Raw genomic sequence first — 15,054 nt, forward strand, 5'->3', positions numbered from 1 at the left:
ATTAATACTCCAAAATATAAAACCGCTCTTTGGTTTTAATTGATTCGTCGAAAATTTGAATGATATCCAAGATTTTTAATCTATCTTCATTCGAATTCAAAACTTTTCAAAACATTAACCCATTGTCTATTCAACTTAAACTTAAAGATCCTGAGAAAGCTCTGTTATTCGGACGTGATCCAGAATTAGAGCAATTGGAGCAATTTGTTACGTCCAATAAAAAGAAAAGCAAACTAATTCTTATTCATGGTAATGCGGGCGTAGGTAAATCAGAATTCATCAATAACTTTTTAGATCAATTTGAAGATCAAAATGTAATTCGTCTAAAATCAGAAAATCATAGAGGCAATACTAATTTTGAAAGCTGTGCATTAATTGATTGTTTAGATCAATTAATTTATGAATGGAAGCAGGAAAATGGTTTAGCTAAGATTGTTAAAAATTTTATTTTTGAAAATTATGGGTCGGCGATACCTTTTATAGCTGACTTACTACCCGAATTGAAAGATTTATTAGAAATTGATGATCGTCAAACATCCAATACTTATATTGAATTTAATGAGAATTTTACAGAGATCATAGTCAACCTATTAAAGGAACTATCTGGACTTTCAAAACAAATATTCTTCTCTATAGATGATGCTCAACATATTGATAAAGGATCGATAAACTTCATAAAGAATTGTTTACAAGATAATGGTATATCAAATATAATTTGGGTTCTATCATTTAGATCTGACGAGTATGAAACGCCAAATTTATTATTAAGAAATTTTGAAAAACCGCTAACATCTAACAATTACCTTCAAACGGAAATTAAGCTCTCTGGATTAAATACAAATGACATTGAAAATTATTGTAATAAAAACTACAATATTGAAGATGAATCAAAATTAATCCTGTCAGAACTTTTATTCCAATTTACTGCTGGGAATCCATTTTTTATCAATGAAGCAATTCAATATTTTATGGAAATTGAATTGCTTGTATTTGTAGAAGAGCAAGCTCAATATAAGTACAATATAACTGCTCTTAAAAAGATAAATGCAAGTTCCGACATTTATTGCTTCTTGAAAAAGAAATTAGACTCCTTGCCTGCAGAAACTAGAGAAGTTTTGTCCACTGCAGCAGTTATTGGAAACAAGTTCAGCATTTTTACTTTACAACAAATAATTGACGTGCCCTTGGTTAAGATACATGATGCCATTAGCTATTTTATGGGGAAGGGTATCCTAATAAATAAAGATGATCAAGCATCGGACAATAACTATCTCAAGTTTTCACATAAAATATATCAATACTCAGCATATCAGGCATTAGACAATGAAAAAAGAGAGCGTGCACATTTTAGATTGGGCCAATCCTATTTGTCAGCTTTAGCTAATGCAGCTGTTTCAAAGAATATATACGAGATTGTTTATCAATTTAATCATTCAAATAGATATATAGGCAAAGGAATCACGAATAAAAAATTAGCCCACTTAAATATAGACGCCGGAAAGAAAGCTTTGAAAAATACGGCTTATAATTCAGCTTTAGTATATTTTGAAAATGCTTTGCGTTTAGTCAAGCTTAACCTTCTTGAATGGGAACAAGAAGAAATCTATAATTTATATTTATTGGCAGGAAGAACATCATATTTAAAAAACGACCTGGTAAATGCTGTCAAACATTTAGAATTTGCTTTAAAATACGCAGAGTCCAATATTGAAAAAGCAACAGTACACGGTGAGTTTATTAAGATGTATAATATAGTATCAGATTTAAATTCATCATGGAGAAGCGGTGTTTTAGCTTTGAAAGCTTTGAAAATAAACCTGATATCTAATATAACTTACTTCCACCTATATTTAAAATTATTTCAAGTTAACTTTCAGTTAGTTAGAAGGAATTTGAATAAAGTTTTAAGTGACCCTAAAATACCTAAAGAAGAAGAGGTTTTAGCTCAAGAACTGTTATTATCCTTGGGGGATATCTGTTACATTAGGAATAAGAAAGCTATAGCCTACAACTTTTTTAAAAGTTTGGAATTAACACTGTCAAATGGTGTTTCATCTAATTCGTATTTTGGTATAGTTGGATATGGTAAAATTTTAGCCTTTGGTTTACGGAACGTTGAATTATCGAATAAATATTTCAAGACTGCAAACGAAATGGTCTTGAACTTTAAAGATCCTTCACTTAAAACAGAAGCCCAATTCAGGTTTTTCGCTGTTTATAGTTTACTATTCGGTAGAATAAAAGACACGATTAAACCTTTGCAAATGAATTACTATCATGCGCAGGTGATAGGTAATTATCATTTAGCGATGTACTCAACCTTAATATTATCAGAGTTACACCTTATTGTCGGAACGGATTTAAAATCATTAATCAGTCTAATAAATAATTACCTGTATTTTTTAAAGCGAACGAATAATAAGTACTTCTATGAAAACTTGGATGAATTAAAAAATATCGTTGTTTCTCTAAATTCCGTGCAATCAGAACAGGTAAAAATAAATTATTTGCCTATTGATGAAACGAACGAGTTTCAACCGATGGTGTTTACAAATTCAATCTTTCAAATACAATACGCAGTTTTAATGCGTGACATAAACGCCATTCCTTTATTACTCAATAATCTTGAAAATAAAGATTTAAGAACTGTTCGCGCAATTGAAATCAATCAACTGGTTTATAGTGCGATTGGTGCGCATGAATTATACGCAAACGGGCATCCAAAAAAAGAAACTTTAAAAAGGTTAGCAAAATTATTTCACATTTTAAAACCAATTATAAAGAATAACAATCCTAATTTCCACCATATCGCTTTATTGATTAAAGGACTAAAAGCAGATTGTAAACAAGATTCAGAATTGGCAATAAAATTTTTATTAGATGCTATTCATGCCGCCAAAAAAGAGAATTTCATTCCAGTAGTTGCTTCTTATAATGAAAAAATTGGCAGATTATATCTTAAATACAACGCACCATTTGAAGGAAAGAATCATTTATTAGAAGCTGTTAAATATTTCGAATTGTGGAACGCTCCAAAAAAAGTAAATCAATTAAAAACAGAATTCTTGTTATAAAACACAGTTAATAGGTTGTAAATAATATCTTTAACTCAGTTTTATGAAAAATCTAGATCCAAAACCGCCTATAACAAATGCTCATAGTCATGTGTTTACCCATAATTATGTTCCACCGTATTTAGCGAAAACAATTATTCCTTGGCCTTTCTATTATTTAATTCATTTGCCTACATTCGTTAGAATTTACATCTTTATTAACCTTCTGAAAGAAAAGCAATTTAAGCCTTTTTATAGAAAAATTAGACGAATCAAGTATCAAGCGTTAAGGTTTATTTATCGTGTTACTTTATTAAAAGCAGTATTATTCATTGTTGTTTTTTACATTGGTCTTGTAGCTTTTTTGACCTTATTTAATTTGCTAGTTACAAATTTACCAGTGGTTGATTTAGATTGGTCTCAAAGAGTTGTTATTGCGAGAGATTGGTTATATGAATACCGTTTATTAATTGTTAGACCAAATTGGTTACCACATTGGTTAGGGGTAATCCTGGCTTTCATTTTTGTACTTGTAGTGCCAAGCGTTAGAAAAATTTCACTGTATCTTCTCAATTTAATTTGGCGTTTTTTTCATCTTCTTCCAAGCTCTGAGATCAAGCAACTACTTGGCCGATATTTAATGATGGCTCGATTTGCGATCTACAAGAAACAAGGTGGTATTGCAAACAAGTTAAAACATCAATACCCAATAGGAACTCATTTTTATTTATTGTCAATGGATATGGCTTTTATGGAAGCTGGTCAAATTAAACCTAAGTATAATTTTAGAAATCAATTATTAGAATTAGAAAAACTGAATGATAAAGATGAATTTCATGCTTTTATTTTTATAGATCCCAGAAGGATAACTATGGAAGGCAAAACATTCTTTGATTATGAAATTCGTGATGACAAAATTGTATTAAAAGATTGTTTAATTAAAGAATTCATCGAAAACAAAGGTTTTGCAGGATTTAAAATCTATCCTGCACTAGGATATTTTCCATTTGATGAAAGGTTATTGGTTTTGTGGAAATATGCGACCGAAAATAACCTTCCAATTATTTCACACGGCATAAAAGGCTCTATTTATTATAGAGGAAAATTGCAAAAAGATTGGATGTATCACCCTGTATTTAATGAAAGCTTTGGCAGTAATGAGATGAAACCATTACTTTTTCCAGAAACAAAAAATGTCGATTTTCAAATTAATTTTACACATCCGTTAAACTATCTATGCCTTTTAGAAGAGCCATTATTAAGGATTCTTATTTCAAAAACTAAGAATCAAGATTTAAAAAAAATATTTGGATTTGAAAACCAAGAAACCGAATTGAAAACGAATCTGTCTCAATTAAAAATATCATTTGCTCACTTTGGTGGGGCAGAAGAATGGGCTAAATATCTTGAAAGAGATAGGGATATTTATGCGCAGCAACTCATGACAAAAGGTGTTGCTGCCATTAATTTGAAAGTCGAAGATCAAAACGAAATTCCTTGGAGAAGATATGAGCATTTATGGAAATATACAGATTGGTATTCAATATGTTGCAGTATGATGATTCACTATGACAATTTTTACGCTGATATTAGTTATCTCGTCAGTAAACCTTCGTTCTTCCCTTTGCTGAAGCAAACTATTTCTAAAGCCTCATCATACGAAAACAACTCATCGAATAAGCCGACTTACGTAACGAAAGAAATATTAAGAACCAAAGTCCTTTTCGGTTCAGATTTCTATGTTGTACGAAGTCAAAAAGCAGATAAAGATATCTTCCTTCAATTGAAATCGTATTTAAGTGAAGAAGAATTTGATCTAATAACAAGACATAATCCACAGAAATTTAGAGGGAGTAAATAATCTATAGTTGCGTGTTAATGCGATTTATGAGAACTAATTCAATTCATTAATATTTTTTTATTCTAATTAATAAAGCCTATATTTGCATTATCATTCGGTATTAAATGCAACCAAAAGTGTTTTTAAGGTGAAAACTTTTATAAACAGAAGAGTCAATTGAACCATTTTTTAAGTTCCCTTTATTCAAGTTGCATTCTAACGTATCGTCAAATGTTGAACACTTAATAAATTACATTTAAAAAAAAGAATGGCAAGATCCCAGGAAACCTTTAGTAAAAAAGAAAAAGAAAAAAAACGACTTAAGAAGCGAAAAGACAAGTTGTTAAAGAAAGAGGAGCGTAAAGCAAACTCAGACGGTGGTGACTTTGAAAGTATGCTAGCGTACGTTGATGAAAATGGAAACTTAGTAGATAGTCCGCCAGATTTATCTAAAAAGAAAAAAATCAATGCTAAAAGTATTGAAATCGGAATTCCAAGAAGAGAAAAAGCAGATGAAGATCCAGAATTGATTGGTTCCATTGCATTTTTTAATTCAGAAAAAGGGTTTGGATTCATTAACGATGCAAACTCTCAAGATAAATACTTTGTTCACATTAACAATGCATATCCAGAAATTGCTGAAGGTGATAAAGTTAATTTTGAACTAGAGAGAGGTCCTAGAGGCTTAAGCGCTTTCAATGTTAAAATTGCAGTTGATAAACCTGTAGTTGAAGCTGAAGAAGATGCTACTGATAGTGAAGAAGAATAAAATTCGTTTTTTTTAAATTTCAAAAGTACTTTACTATTTTCTTCGTAGAATAGTAAATTTACTTTTTATATTATTTTAATTCTGAATGACAACTAAAGATTCGACCCGAAAATCATTTTCCGTCATAAAATTTCTACTACTTATTTTTCTTACATTCCCTGTAATTACAGCTGTTTCTCAAACAATTGGTGACACTATATATTATACAAAGCAGTGGAATATAACTACGGATATTGAGACGCATTATTATTCGTCAATAACCACTTGCAATGATATGAACCGTTGCGAGCGTTCCTACTTTTTTAAGGATCAAAACATTTACTCCAATTTATCACTCGTTGAAAATAAAAAGGAGGGTATTTCAAAATGGTTTTATAAAAACGGGAATTTAAAGGTGTCTGCATCATATAAAAATGACGTGCTGCATGGAGAGCTTACACGATATTTTGAAAATGGAGAAATTAAACTGAACGAATCATATGATGATGGAGTCTTAAAAGCTACCTATTTAATGAATGCGGATAATAATAGGGTTTATTTCAAATCTGATCAACCAGCTCTCGTTCTTGGTTGTAAGAACGTTAAAGCATCTGCTAAAAAACTGCAAAAGTCAATTAAGAACAATAAATCCCTCATCTATGATGAAAATCTGAATGAAATTCATGGAGAAGTTATTGTTGAATTTATTGTAAACCTGCAAGGTGGAATTGAATATCGACATTTTATAGATGCGGAGAATATATTCATTGAAAAAGAAGCGGAACGTATATTAAAAGCTCTTCCAAAATTCCAACCGGCAATGCATAATGGAACAGCAGTACTTTCTTTTGGATCGATAAAAATTACGATCTAGTTAGCTGATTACCAAATATATCTGTTATAACATATTTTTACATTTAGATCCATTTTACTTAGTTACATTTGTAACCATTACAAAATGCAACTAAATATTTTGACGGATTTACAAATATATGGTTTCCAAATGGCAAGAATATCAGAAGTTTACTTCAGTACGCTATCTGCCTTAATGAAACCGTATGGTTTAGAACGTCACTTCAGAATTTTAACTTTTGTTAATGAGCATTCAAGTAAGCTTAATCAAGGTGAAATAGCTGAAGCTTTGCAAAAAGATAAAGTTTCAATTTTACGATCGATTATTTATCCGAAAGTGGATTACTCAAAAGAGAACAAGACAAAGATGACAGGCGATGCCACTTAGTAATGATGACTGAGAAAGGGAAAGAATTAACGCCTATCATATACAACTCAATTAATCAAAGCAACGCATTACTAACGAATGAGTTTTCTGATTTAGAATTGGCAACTTTCTCAAGTGTCATGAACAGATTAATGCTGCGTATTAAAACTTTACCAGCTCCAGATTATATCGTAAAACCTCACAAAATCAAATAGAATGTTAATGTTTAAAAAAAATCTGTTACCAACTTTTTTTGTTCTTCTAGCAATCATAAGTTCTTGCCGAACAAACAACGAATCTTCGGAGTCAGCAACGCTTCCAAGTCTTAATGTAGACGTTTATATAATTAGTTCTAATAAATTTGATAATGAAGCAATTAAAAATGCAGAATTTGCAAATGGAAATGCAATGTTGACCACAGAGAATGTAAAACTGGATTTGAAAGCACAAATCTTGACACTATATCAAAACTTTCTATCTGCACAAAATAGATTAATTCTTGCGCAAGAAAATGAAGTGACTATGCAGAGTGTATATCGAGTAACAGCTGAACAATTTAAAGAAGGTCAAATTTCGGGATATGATTTTAGGTTGATGCAGAATGCATTATTACAAACAAGTATTCAGGTGACAGAACTGAATTATTTGCTACAAGTTATTCGTCTTAATCTCGATCGCCTTTCTGGAGAGGTAATGAATAAATATATTTAATCCTTTTGCAATTTAGTGAGTACGCGACCGCCTGATTTGCGGATAAAGTCTTTTCGTTTTACATCCAATTCATCTAAATTGGTCTCTTCATCTAATATTTGGGACAATTCTCTAAAACGTCTATCCGCTTTTAATGCAAGCGGGTCGACTTGTAATGCAACATTGTTAAATCCTAACAGTTTTAAACGGTCTAAAGCACGAAGTCTTGATAATGCAACATAACCCTGTCCACGCTCGAATGTTTTGCTAAGATCAAGCTCAGCAGCGTCTAAAGTCATACCTTGACTTTTATGAACAGTAATAGCCCATGCTAATCGAAGTGGGACTTGTTGATAGGTTGCTAAAGGATGACCTGCTTCATTCAATATTGACCATTCCTCAAGACTCGTTGTAATTTCATCCCCTTCAAGTGTTTTAACTACTGGAAAACCTAATGTTGAGTAATCAATGATCTCACCTAAAGTCCCATTGATATAGTTTTTCTCACTATTATTTTTCACAAACATGACTTTAGCGCCAATCTTTAAAGACATATTATCTTGTGTCAATACTGATTTTTTAAGTGTGGTTACTAAAGATTTGTCCCCTTTTGTTAAGGCTTTAAAATATCTCCTTTTTCCTGGTAAATTTTCAAGGAATTTATTGTTTATCGTGTCAACATCTACATTGTGTGTATACAACTTTGTTGGCTCAATCTCTTTTTCAAAAGTATTGCCTTTGGCTTCGTTAAGCGAATCTATAGTGTTTTGTGAGATTTTACCCGAACGAATTTCTTCTAGAATTCGGTTTAACTCATTCTCCGATTGTCTGTATTGATCAGTTAGATACGCGATTTTAAATTCTCCCCAAACCCATGCGTCACTCATGAAAGCGAATTTATCTTTGCTTGTTTCATGATAGTTTCCTATTGGTGGTAATTGGAAAAAATCTCCGCACAAAACCACTTGAATTCCTCCAAAAGCCATGGGATTATCTCTACAATAGGAAAGAATTTGATGTATACTGTTTAGTTGATCTTTGTGTAACATCGAAATCTCATCAATGATTAAAACCTTAGTTTTATTGAATTGATCTCTGTAAACATTCGTTTTCTTTAAATATTCTAAATCCTTACTCGCAATGATCTGCTTTATTCCAATACCTGACCACGAATGAATAGTGTTTCCTTTTATATGTGTCGCAGCAATTCCTGTTGAAGCTGTTATAGCCACATGGATTTTTGCATCCTGTAGGTATTGAATAAACTGATTTAACACATACGTTTTTCCAGCTCCAGCTGAACCAGTTAAAAATAAGTTCGCTCCCGATTTTAGAAGTGCTAATGCCTTTTCTTGTGTCATTATATAATTTGATAGAATAAAGTTAATGCCTTTGAATCGAATATACTTGGGAATCATAGAATTTTTGTAACAAATCTCCTGTTCATTGTTTATTAAATAAGCAATAGTTATTAAATCCCCTACAATACGAAAAAAATATTCCTTTTATATCTACTTGTTTATCTTTCTCTTACGGTACTCGATCAAGGAAAAATGGTCTATTAAATTCATGTTACCGATCAAGACCAAAATCCACTAGGGGACATAGAAATTAATTGTATTGAATCGAATACTTTTCAAAAATCACATTTCATCACGAATCAATATGGGAAAGCTGAATTGAATATTATTGGCGGGAATAATTGGATTGTGAATATCGGTGAAATGAAAAACTATACAGCTATCAGTATGCCAAAATATGGCGAAGGCTCCAGTTCAACCGCGGTGACTTATGATGTTGATCATTGGAAAAGAATTACTTTATTGCCAGTCGATCGTTCAAATTTGAAATTAGAATTAGTGAAGCAAAATTTACCGCCACGTCAGAGCAGTAATCCAAAAACAGCAATTGTTGAGATTCAATTTCTTAATCCATTGGGGCAAGCATGGAGAGATGTTCCTTTGGCGTTAATTGCTTACGAATTGAATCAATCATTCTATTTTTAAAACCTTGTATGGAATTCCTGAGAAAACCCAAAGAACAATTCAGTAACCTTTGGTTTGGAGGAAGTGTTCAGCTCTTTATATCTAATGGCCATTGTAAAATTTACAATTAGACCATCCATATCAATTTATAGAATAAGAAAAGATTAAAATTAATATATCATATTTTGATGAAGTGAAAAAAGAAACCGTTAAAATCACTAAATCATTAGGTTTGAATTGGAGTGACGAGACTGATACAGAACAAATTCATAACGACAATTTTAAGGATAATTATTCCTTCGCTGTAATTATATAAGTCACCAAGGCAATTGCTGATTTATGCGATGCAGGAGATTATTCGGCAGCTAAAAAAAATATTACAGACACATTTGCATATTTAGACGAGATTAACAACTTGAAATTCATTGCTGATTTAGTGCCGCATCTACAAGTATTAAAGGGATATTTAGAAGCTATTGAAAAAGCAATATCAAATGAAAGTAAATATTGACGATATTTGTAATTAACGAGTTAATTCAACGTCTATACCCAAAAAATCGATTTATGAAATATTCATTTATAGCTATCTTATTAATACCTTTACTATATGCTTGTGATCCAGAAACTCAAGATCTTGACGAGAATACAGAAACCGCTAAAGAAGTACAAGAAGAAGTTATTACAGTAGGAGATAGCATCATTAATTTGGCTTTTACAGCTCATGGTGGTGATTTATACAATTCTGCAGCGTATCAGTTTGTATTTAGAGGTGTACAATATACTTTTGAAAATGAAGGAACGCAATATACCTATTCTAAAATCGACACAAGTAACGGTCAATTGACGGTTGATCGCATGACTAATGATAGTTTTGAACGTACCATAAATGAAGCTTTACAAGAGCTTGAAGAAAAGGAACGTTTTAAATACCAAGAGGCTTTAAATTCCGTAATTTATTTTGCCACTTTACCGCATAAATTAATTGATAAAGCAGTAAACAAAACTTATGTAAGTGATATTGCGATTAAAGACAATAACTACTTTGTTGTAGAGGTTAGTTTTGATGAAGAAGGCGGTGGAGTTCGTTTTAGAGCTGCAAATAATCCAAGAGTTGTTGAAGGTATTACTTTTCAAGATTATGTAAATTATGGCGCACCAGTTGGAACGCCTTTAGCAGAATTACCAGTATTGTTTGAATCGGATAGCTTAAAAGAATTGAGTTTAATTAACACTGAAGACGTATTTATCTTAAGTACTGTAAAATAATAAGTTAGGAAACAAAATACATTTTCATTTCCCCTTTGTTTTTCGCTGCAAGTTCTCCTCTATATTCAAAATTGAATTGATGTTTACTGTTTTCGTATATTGTTTCTGAGACATTAATTTCACCTTTCTCTCCGGCTTGTTCCATTCGGGCCGCGATGTTAACAGTGTCACCCCAAACATCGTATGCGAATTTTTTAGACCCTACAACACCTGCAATTAATGGTCCTGAATGTAAACCAATTCTAATCTCTAAATAGGGTTTGTTAGCCGCCTTTAATTCCTTAACATGTTGATTGACGAATTTAACAATGTCTTTTGCAGCTAAAATCATATTTTTCATATGTTCATCTTGCGCTTCGGGAATTCCACAGACAGCTAAATAGGCATCGCCAATGGTTTTTATTTTTTCGATTTTATGTTTCGACATGATATTATCGAATTCACTAAAATAAGTATCGATTTGAGCTACTAAATTCTCTGGAGTAGTCGCTTCTGAAAATTGTGTAAAACCAACAAAATCTGTAAACATTACTGTTACATCTTCGTGTAGTTTAGAAGTCGTTTTACCGTATTTTTTCAATTCTTCTGCGACCGATTTCGGGAGTATATTTAATAGTAGACCTTCCGATTTTTCTTGTTCTTTAATGATTTCAAAATTTTTATTTTGTAAAGTTATATTGGTTTTTCTTTTTCTGAAATAGCCACGTGCTATGAAGGCAATAACAATGGTAAGCATGGCAAGACCCAACAGAAGTATATTCTTACGGTTGTCAGCATCCTTTGCCGCTAGTTCTTGCTTTTGATTGTCTATTTCTAATTGTTGAATGTCAAGTTCAGCTTTTAGCTGTTCAGTTGTTAATGAATCGATTTCTTCAGTTTTATCTTGAATTTCGGCAATATGCACTTGTACTTCTCCTTCTAATGTCGAAACTGAATCTGTCAACCTTTTATTTTTACTATTCATCTCACTGCGATAGAGATCTGAAAATTGATCATAATGTTTTAAAGCCTCTTTATAATAGATTAGATTATTTTTTAGCTCAGCTAATTCTAAATGACAACGCATTTGAATTTCAATATTTCTCTCATCAACAGCATGATCAAGTGCTTCTTCTAGTTTTAATATCGCTTTGATTTTTTTACTCGAAGTTTTTAATGAAACCCCTTCATTAAAAATCTGTTCAGCATCCTGTGCTGACAAATTCAAGTTAAAAGCGATAAACAGAATTAATAATAACCAATTGGTTGGCATCGAATAATTAATAATTAGTAATAAAATAACTAAAGTTTAGGTAGGAAATTTGAAACATACACTTCAAAAACCATGCATGTAAAAATACATAAATTTTAATTATAAAATTAAGTATAAATTAATTGAAACAAGACGCAAATTAATTGTTTAAAGAATTGACGTACCGTTTTCATCAGTCGTCAAAACATCACTCATATAGTCGAAAAATGGACGTAAAACAGAATAGGTCATAATTACATTTTTTAAGAAGTCTGGAGATATTACTTCCTTATCCGTAAACGACTTAAATAAAATAAATTGTTTTTTTTGAAGAATTTCAATTCCTGGTGAATCGATATTATATCCACGAGGAGCCGTTTTAAGTGCATCACCTTGAAGTTCACCGAATGTCTGCTTAAACTTAGTCTCGTTGAGTATTGCTTGCAAAGGAGTAGGGTCGAAGGCTACCTCTTGTCTAATTCTTTGTAAATCTTCTTTATTCGGTGAATAAAAACCACCACCAACTCCAGAATTACCTGGCTCTATATTAAGATAATACCCGCCTCTTAATGCTGCTGTCGCTCGAGTAAAACCTCCTGCAAATCTATTCTTATAAGGGCTTTTATCCTTTGAAAAACGAACATCGCGATAGATACGATACACTTTATGTCCTGAGATATTGTCGATTGTATTTAATTCTTTCTCAATTTCTTGAAAAAATGCTTTTGCATTTGCTTCATGTGACTTAAATATCGACTTATTTTCATTGAACCATTCTCTATTGTTATTCGCTTCTAAGGCCTTTAAAAAATGTAATGTGTCGTTGGTAATACTCATGCTGATTAATTATTAAAGAATTCGCAAAACGCACATTTCTCTTCTGTAAATTATTATTTATAAAGATCAATAGTTTTGATCAAAAAAAAACAGCCCCATTTTTGGAGCTGTTTTGAAATATGTTATATGATTATTTTATTCAAAATCAAAGAAATCGAAAAAGTAAATTGCTGCTGCAAATTTAGGATTGATCGCTTTTGCAACGCCTATTTCTACGCCGTCTTTAAAGATATTCCCCGTAGAAGTAATTAAACCAACTTCAACTCCGTCGACCATAATCTTTCCGTTCGGTTCAAATTTTCCAACTACAACACCGTCTTTAGAAATCTCTCCGTCCATACTTACATTACCTACAGCCTCTCCATCAACAGTTATCGTTCCTTCAGGATTAAAGTTTCCGACAACCACGTCAGCAACAATGACATCTCCTGTCGTTGTATAGTCTCCTATTTTCACTCCATCCTTCATCAATTCTTGAGCTTGAATATTTGTAACAAATCCTAAACAAAGGATAACAAATAAAGAAGATAATTTTTTCATAATCGTGTTTTTTTTAATTAATCAAATATAAGTAAAATTTAATAATTCTTTCTATCAACATTTATGAGACGTATAAGCATTGATAGAGTTGCTTATAATTGCTTTTTTTAAAAGATTTCTTCACTGAGAGGAATAGAGACCATTTTATTTAGAAACATTGTGAAATTTTAGTGCTTAACGAATTCTTTCTGAATAGTTTTCTTATCATCAGTTTTTAATTGAATGATATATATTCCGAGCGGTAAACTTGAAATATTTAAAGGACTCTTAAAATCAGAAGTTCTTTTTTGGAGCGATTTACCTTCAATACTGATTATTTGCAGCTCTTTTAATTCAATCTTATCAGCATCGTATTGAATAGTTATAAAATCAGAAGATGGGTTCGGATAAACTTCAAAACTAAATTGATCATTATCCGATCCAATACCTAGATTGAATTCAATGTTTTCAAAGTAATGCAAAGCGCCATAATAATCAGAAATAAATACGTCCTGATCTCCATCACCGTCTATATCTGCAAAAGTTGCACCTACAGCGTACTCAATTCTACTTAAACCGAATGGTGAACCAACACCATCACCTAAAGCAAAATTTGGACTATCTGCTGTACCAATATTTTCATGATAATATGCTCTGTCTCCATAAAATTCGGCACGAATCAAATCTAAATCACCATCCAAATCTAAATCTGCAAAATCACCAAACATAAATAAATATCCAGCTTCTGCATTTAATCCAAAGGGGTTAATTAGATCTTCTCCAAAATTTGCTAATTCTGGCGTACCAGTGTTCTCGTAGTAAACAAAACTTCCATCATAAGTATCAACATCAACACGGTTAACAAACATATCAAAATCACCATCTCCGTCAATATCAACAAAATCGGTCAAAAAGGTGAATTCTAAATCCAAGTCATACAGATCTTCAACTTCTGCATCAAAGTTAGGGGACTCTGGCGTACCAATATTTTCAAAATAAATTAAAATACCATAGTAACCTGAAGCTACAATATCATAATCGCCATCATTATCCAAATCGACATGTTTAGGCGTATAAACATAGTAACTCGGCAATAAACCGAATGGATTGGATATAGGATCAGCAAAATCTGGTGAATTTACGGTTCCTATATTTTCTTGGTAGATAAACGAAAAACCATCTTCATCAGTCGTTAACAAATCTAAATCACCATCATTATCTATGTCTACAAACGTAGGTAAATGAATATATGCACCATTGTTTGAAGTATTGAAAGGGTTCACTTCAACTGGTCCAAATACCTGCGCACTAACTTGATTTGAAATCAGAATAATGGCAGCTCCTAAAATTCGTTTTAAAGAACGAATGCTGAAAATATTCTTTAATTTATTAAACAAACGAACAAGAGAATCTTTATAGGCACCTCTTTTATTTTCGGCTAATTCAACCCAATTACCAGTTCTTATAAGGTGATTTATCTTTGCCGCAGTATTTTTAAATTGCTGTAAATCATTTGAGTAAATAGTTTTTTTCATATACCGTTTTTTTCTTAGTCTTGAATCGTTAGAAAGACGCTTAAACTAACTCGAAAGTTACAAGATTATTATATTTATTTATCCACAATTGAAGAAATAAATTTAAGTATAAAATATAATTGTCAAATCTC

15 protein-coding genes are annotated in these 15,054 nt (G+C 31.6%); 10 read left to right on the plus strand and 5 right to left on the minus strand.

Translation table 11 applies throughout. The features are described from left to right. Positions 1–59: 59 nt before the first annotated feature. The 7 genes from T367_RS0103100 to T367_RS0103130 all read left to right on the plus strand — a co-directional run bounded on the left by T367_RS0103100 (position 60) and on the right by T367_RS0103130 (position 7,571). Positions 60–3,074 (plus strand): ATP-binding protein, encoded by a 3,015-nt coding sequence (locus T367_RS0103100; protein ID WP_027418540.1) that lies wholly within the window; start codon positions 60–62, stop codon positions 3,072–3,074. A 43-nt stretch (positions 3,075–3,117) separates the two neighbouring features. Continuing rightward, positions 3,118–4,914 (plus strand): hypothetical protein, encoded by a 1,797-nt coding sequence (locus T367_RS0103105; RefSeq protein ID WP_027418541.1) that lies wholly within the window; start codon positions 3,118–3,120, stop codon positions 4,912–4,914. A gap of 247 nt (positions 4,915–5,161) precedes the next feature. Next, complete coding sequence (locus tag T367_RS21185) at positions 5,162–5,662, plus strand: cold-shock protein (RefSeq protein ID WP_051568315.1); 501 nt, start codon at positions 5,162–5,164, stop codon at positions 5,660–5,662. An 85-nt stretch (positions 5,663–5,747) separates the two neighbouring features. Further along, a complete protein-coding gene (locus T367_RS0103115) occupies positions 5,748–6,515 on the plus strand; it encodes a hypothetical protein (RefSeq protein ID WP_027418542.1) in 768 nt (255 codons plus the stop codon). Positions 6,516–6,644: 129 nt separating this feature from the next. Further along, a complete protein-coding gene (locus tag T367_RS0103120) occupies positions 6,645–6,881 on the plus strand; it encodes a hypothetical protein (RefSeq protein WP_157454105.1) in 237 nt (78 codons plus the stop codon). A 2-nt stretch (positions 6,882–6,883) separates the two neighbouring features. Beyond that, on the plus strand, positions 6,884–7,075 hold the full coding sequence (locus T367_RS0103125; protein WP_035842253.1) for a hypothetical protein: 192 nt from the start codon (positions 6,884–6,886) through the stop codon (positions 7,073–7,075). Positions 7,076–7,082: 7 nt separating this feature from the next. Next, on the plus strand, positions 7,083–7,571 hold the full coding sequence (locus T367_RS0103130; protein ID WP_169736016.1) for a TolC family protein: 489 nt from the start codon (positions 7,083–7,085) through the stop codon (positions 7,569–7,571). Here T367_RS0103130 and T367_RS21190 read toward each other — a convergent pair. After that, positions 7,568–8,968 carry a PIF1 family DEAD/DEAH box helicase gene (locus tag T367_RS21190; protein ID WP_051568316.1) on the minus strand — a complete coding sequence of 467 codons (1,401 nt, stop codon included), beginning with the start codon at positions 8,966–8,968 and terminating at the stop codon, positions 7,568–7,570. The two genes, T367_RS0103130 and T367_RS21190, sit on opposite strands and share 4 nt — an antisense overlap. A 306-nt stretch (positions 8,969–9,274) precedes the next feature. Between T367_RS21190 and T367_RS0103140 the strand changes: the two genes are divergently transcribed. The 3 genes from T367_RS0103140 to T367_RS0103155 all read left to right on the plus strand — a co-directional run bounded on the left by T367_RS0103140 (position 9,275) and on the right by T367_RS0103155 (position 10,801). After that, the gene (locus T367_RS0103140; protein WP_157454106.1) at positions 9,275–9,556 is read left to right on the plus strand and encodes a hypothetical protein; all 282 of its coding nucleotides are present in this window, start codon (positions 9,275–9,277) and stop codon (positions 9,554–9,556) included. A 172-nt stretch (positions 9,557–9,728) separates the two neighbouring features. After that, positions 9,729–9,851 carry a hypothetical protein gene (locus T367_RS25455; protein ID WP_262485453.1) on the plus strand — a complete coding sequence of 41 codons (123 nt, stop codon included), beginning with the start codon at positions 9,729–9,731 and terminating at the stop codon, positions 9,849–9,851. A gap of 248 nt (positions 9,852–10,099) precedes the next feature. Then, entirely contained in the window at positions 10,100–10,801 is a 702-nt protein-coding gene (locus T367_RS0103155; protein WP_027418547.1) for a DUF6503 family protein, read from the plus strand. A 4-nt stretch (positions 10,802–10,805) separates the two neighbouring features. Here T367_RS0103155 and T367_RS21195 read toward each other — a convergent pair whose 3' ends face one another. From T367_RS21195 to T367_RS0103175, 4 genes are all read right to left on the minus strand, one after another. Further along, positions 10,806–12,053, minus strand: a complete 1,248-nt coding sequence (locus T367_RS21195) for an adenylate/guanylate cyclase domain-containing protein (RefSeq protein ID WP_051568317.1) — start codon at positions 12,051–12,053, stop codon at positions 10,806–10,808. 147 nt (positions 12,054–12,200) lie between these two features. Next, positions 12,201–12,869: a DUF2461 domain-containing protein gene (locus tag T367_RS0103165; protein WP_035842260.1), complete on the minus strand. Its 669-nt coding sequence runs from the start codon at positions 12,867–12,869 to the stop codon at positions 12,201–12,203. A gap of 135 nt (positions 12,870–13,004) precedes the next feature. After that, positions 13,005–13,409 carry a hypothetical protein gene (locus T367_RS0103170; RefSeq protein WP_027418549.1) on the minus strand — a complete coding sequence of 135 codons (405 nt, stop codon included), beginning with the start codon at positions 13,407–13,409 and terminating at the stop codon, positions 13,005–13,007. Between the two features lie 167 nt (positions 13,410–13,576). Then, positions 13,577–14,923, minus strand: a complete 1,347-nt coding sequence (locus T367_RS0103175) for a T9SS type A sorting domain-containing protein (RefSeq protein WP_027418550.1) — start codon at positions 14,921–14,923, stop codon at positions 13,577–13,579. Between the last annotated feature and the right edge of the window lie 131 nt (positions 14,924–15,054).

It is taken from the genome of Crocinitomix catalasitica ATCC 23190 (genome assembly GCF_000621625.1).
Classification (GTDB): Bacteria; Bacteroidota; Bacteroidia; order Flavobacteriales_D; family Crocinitomicaceae; genus Crocinitomix; species Crocinitomix catalasitica.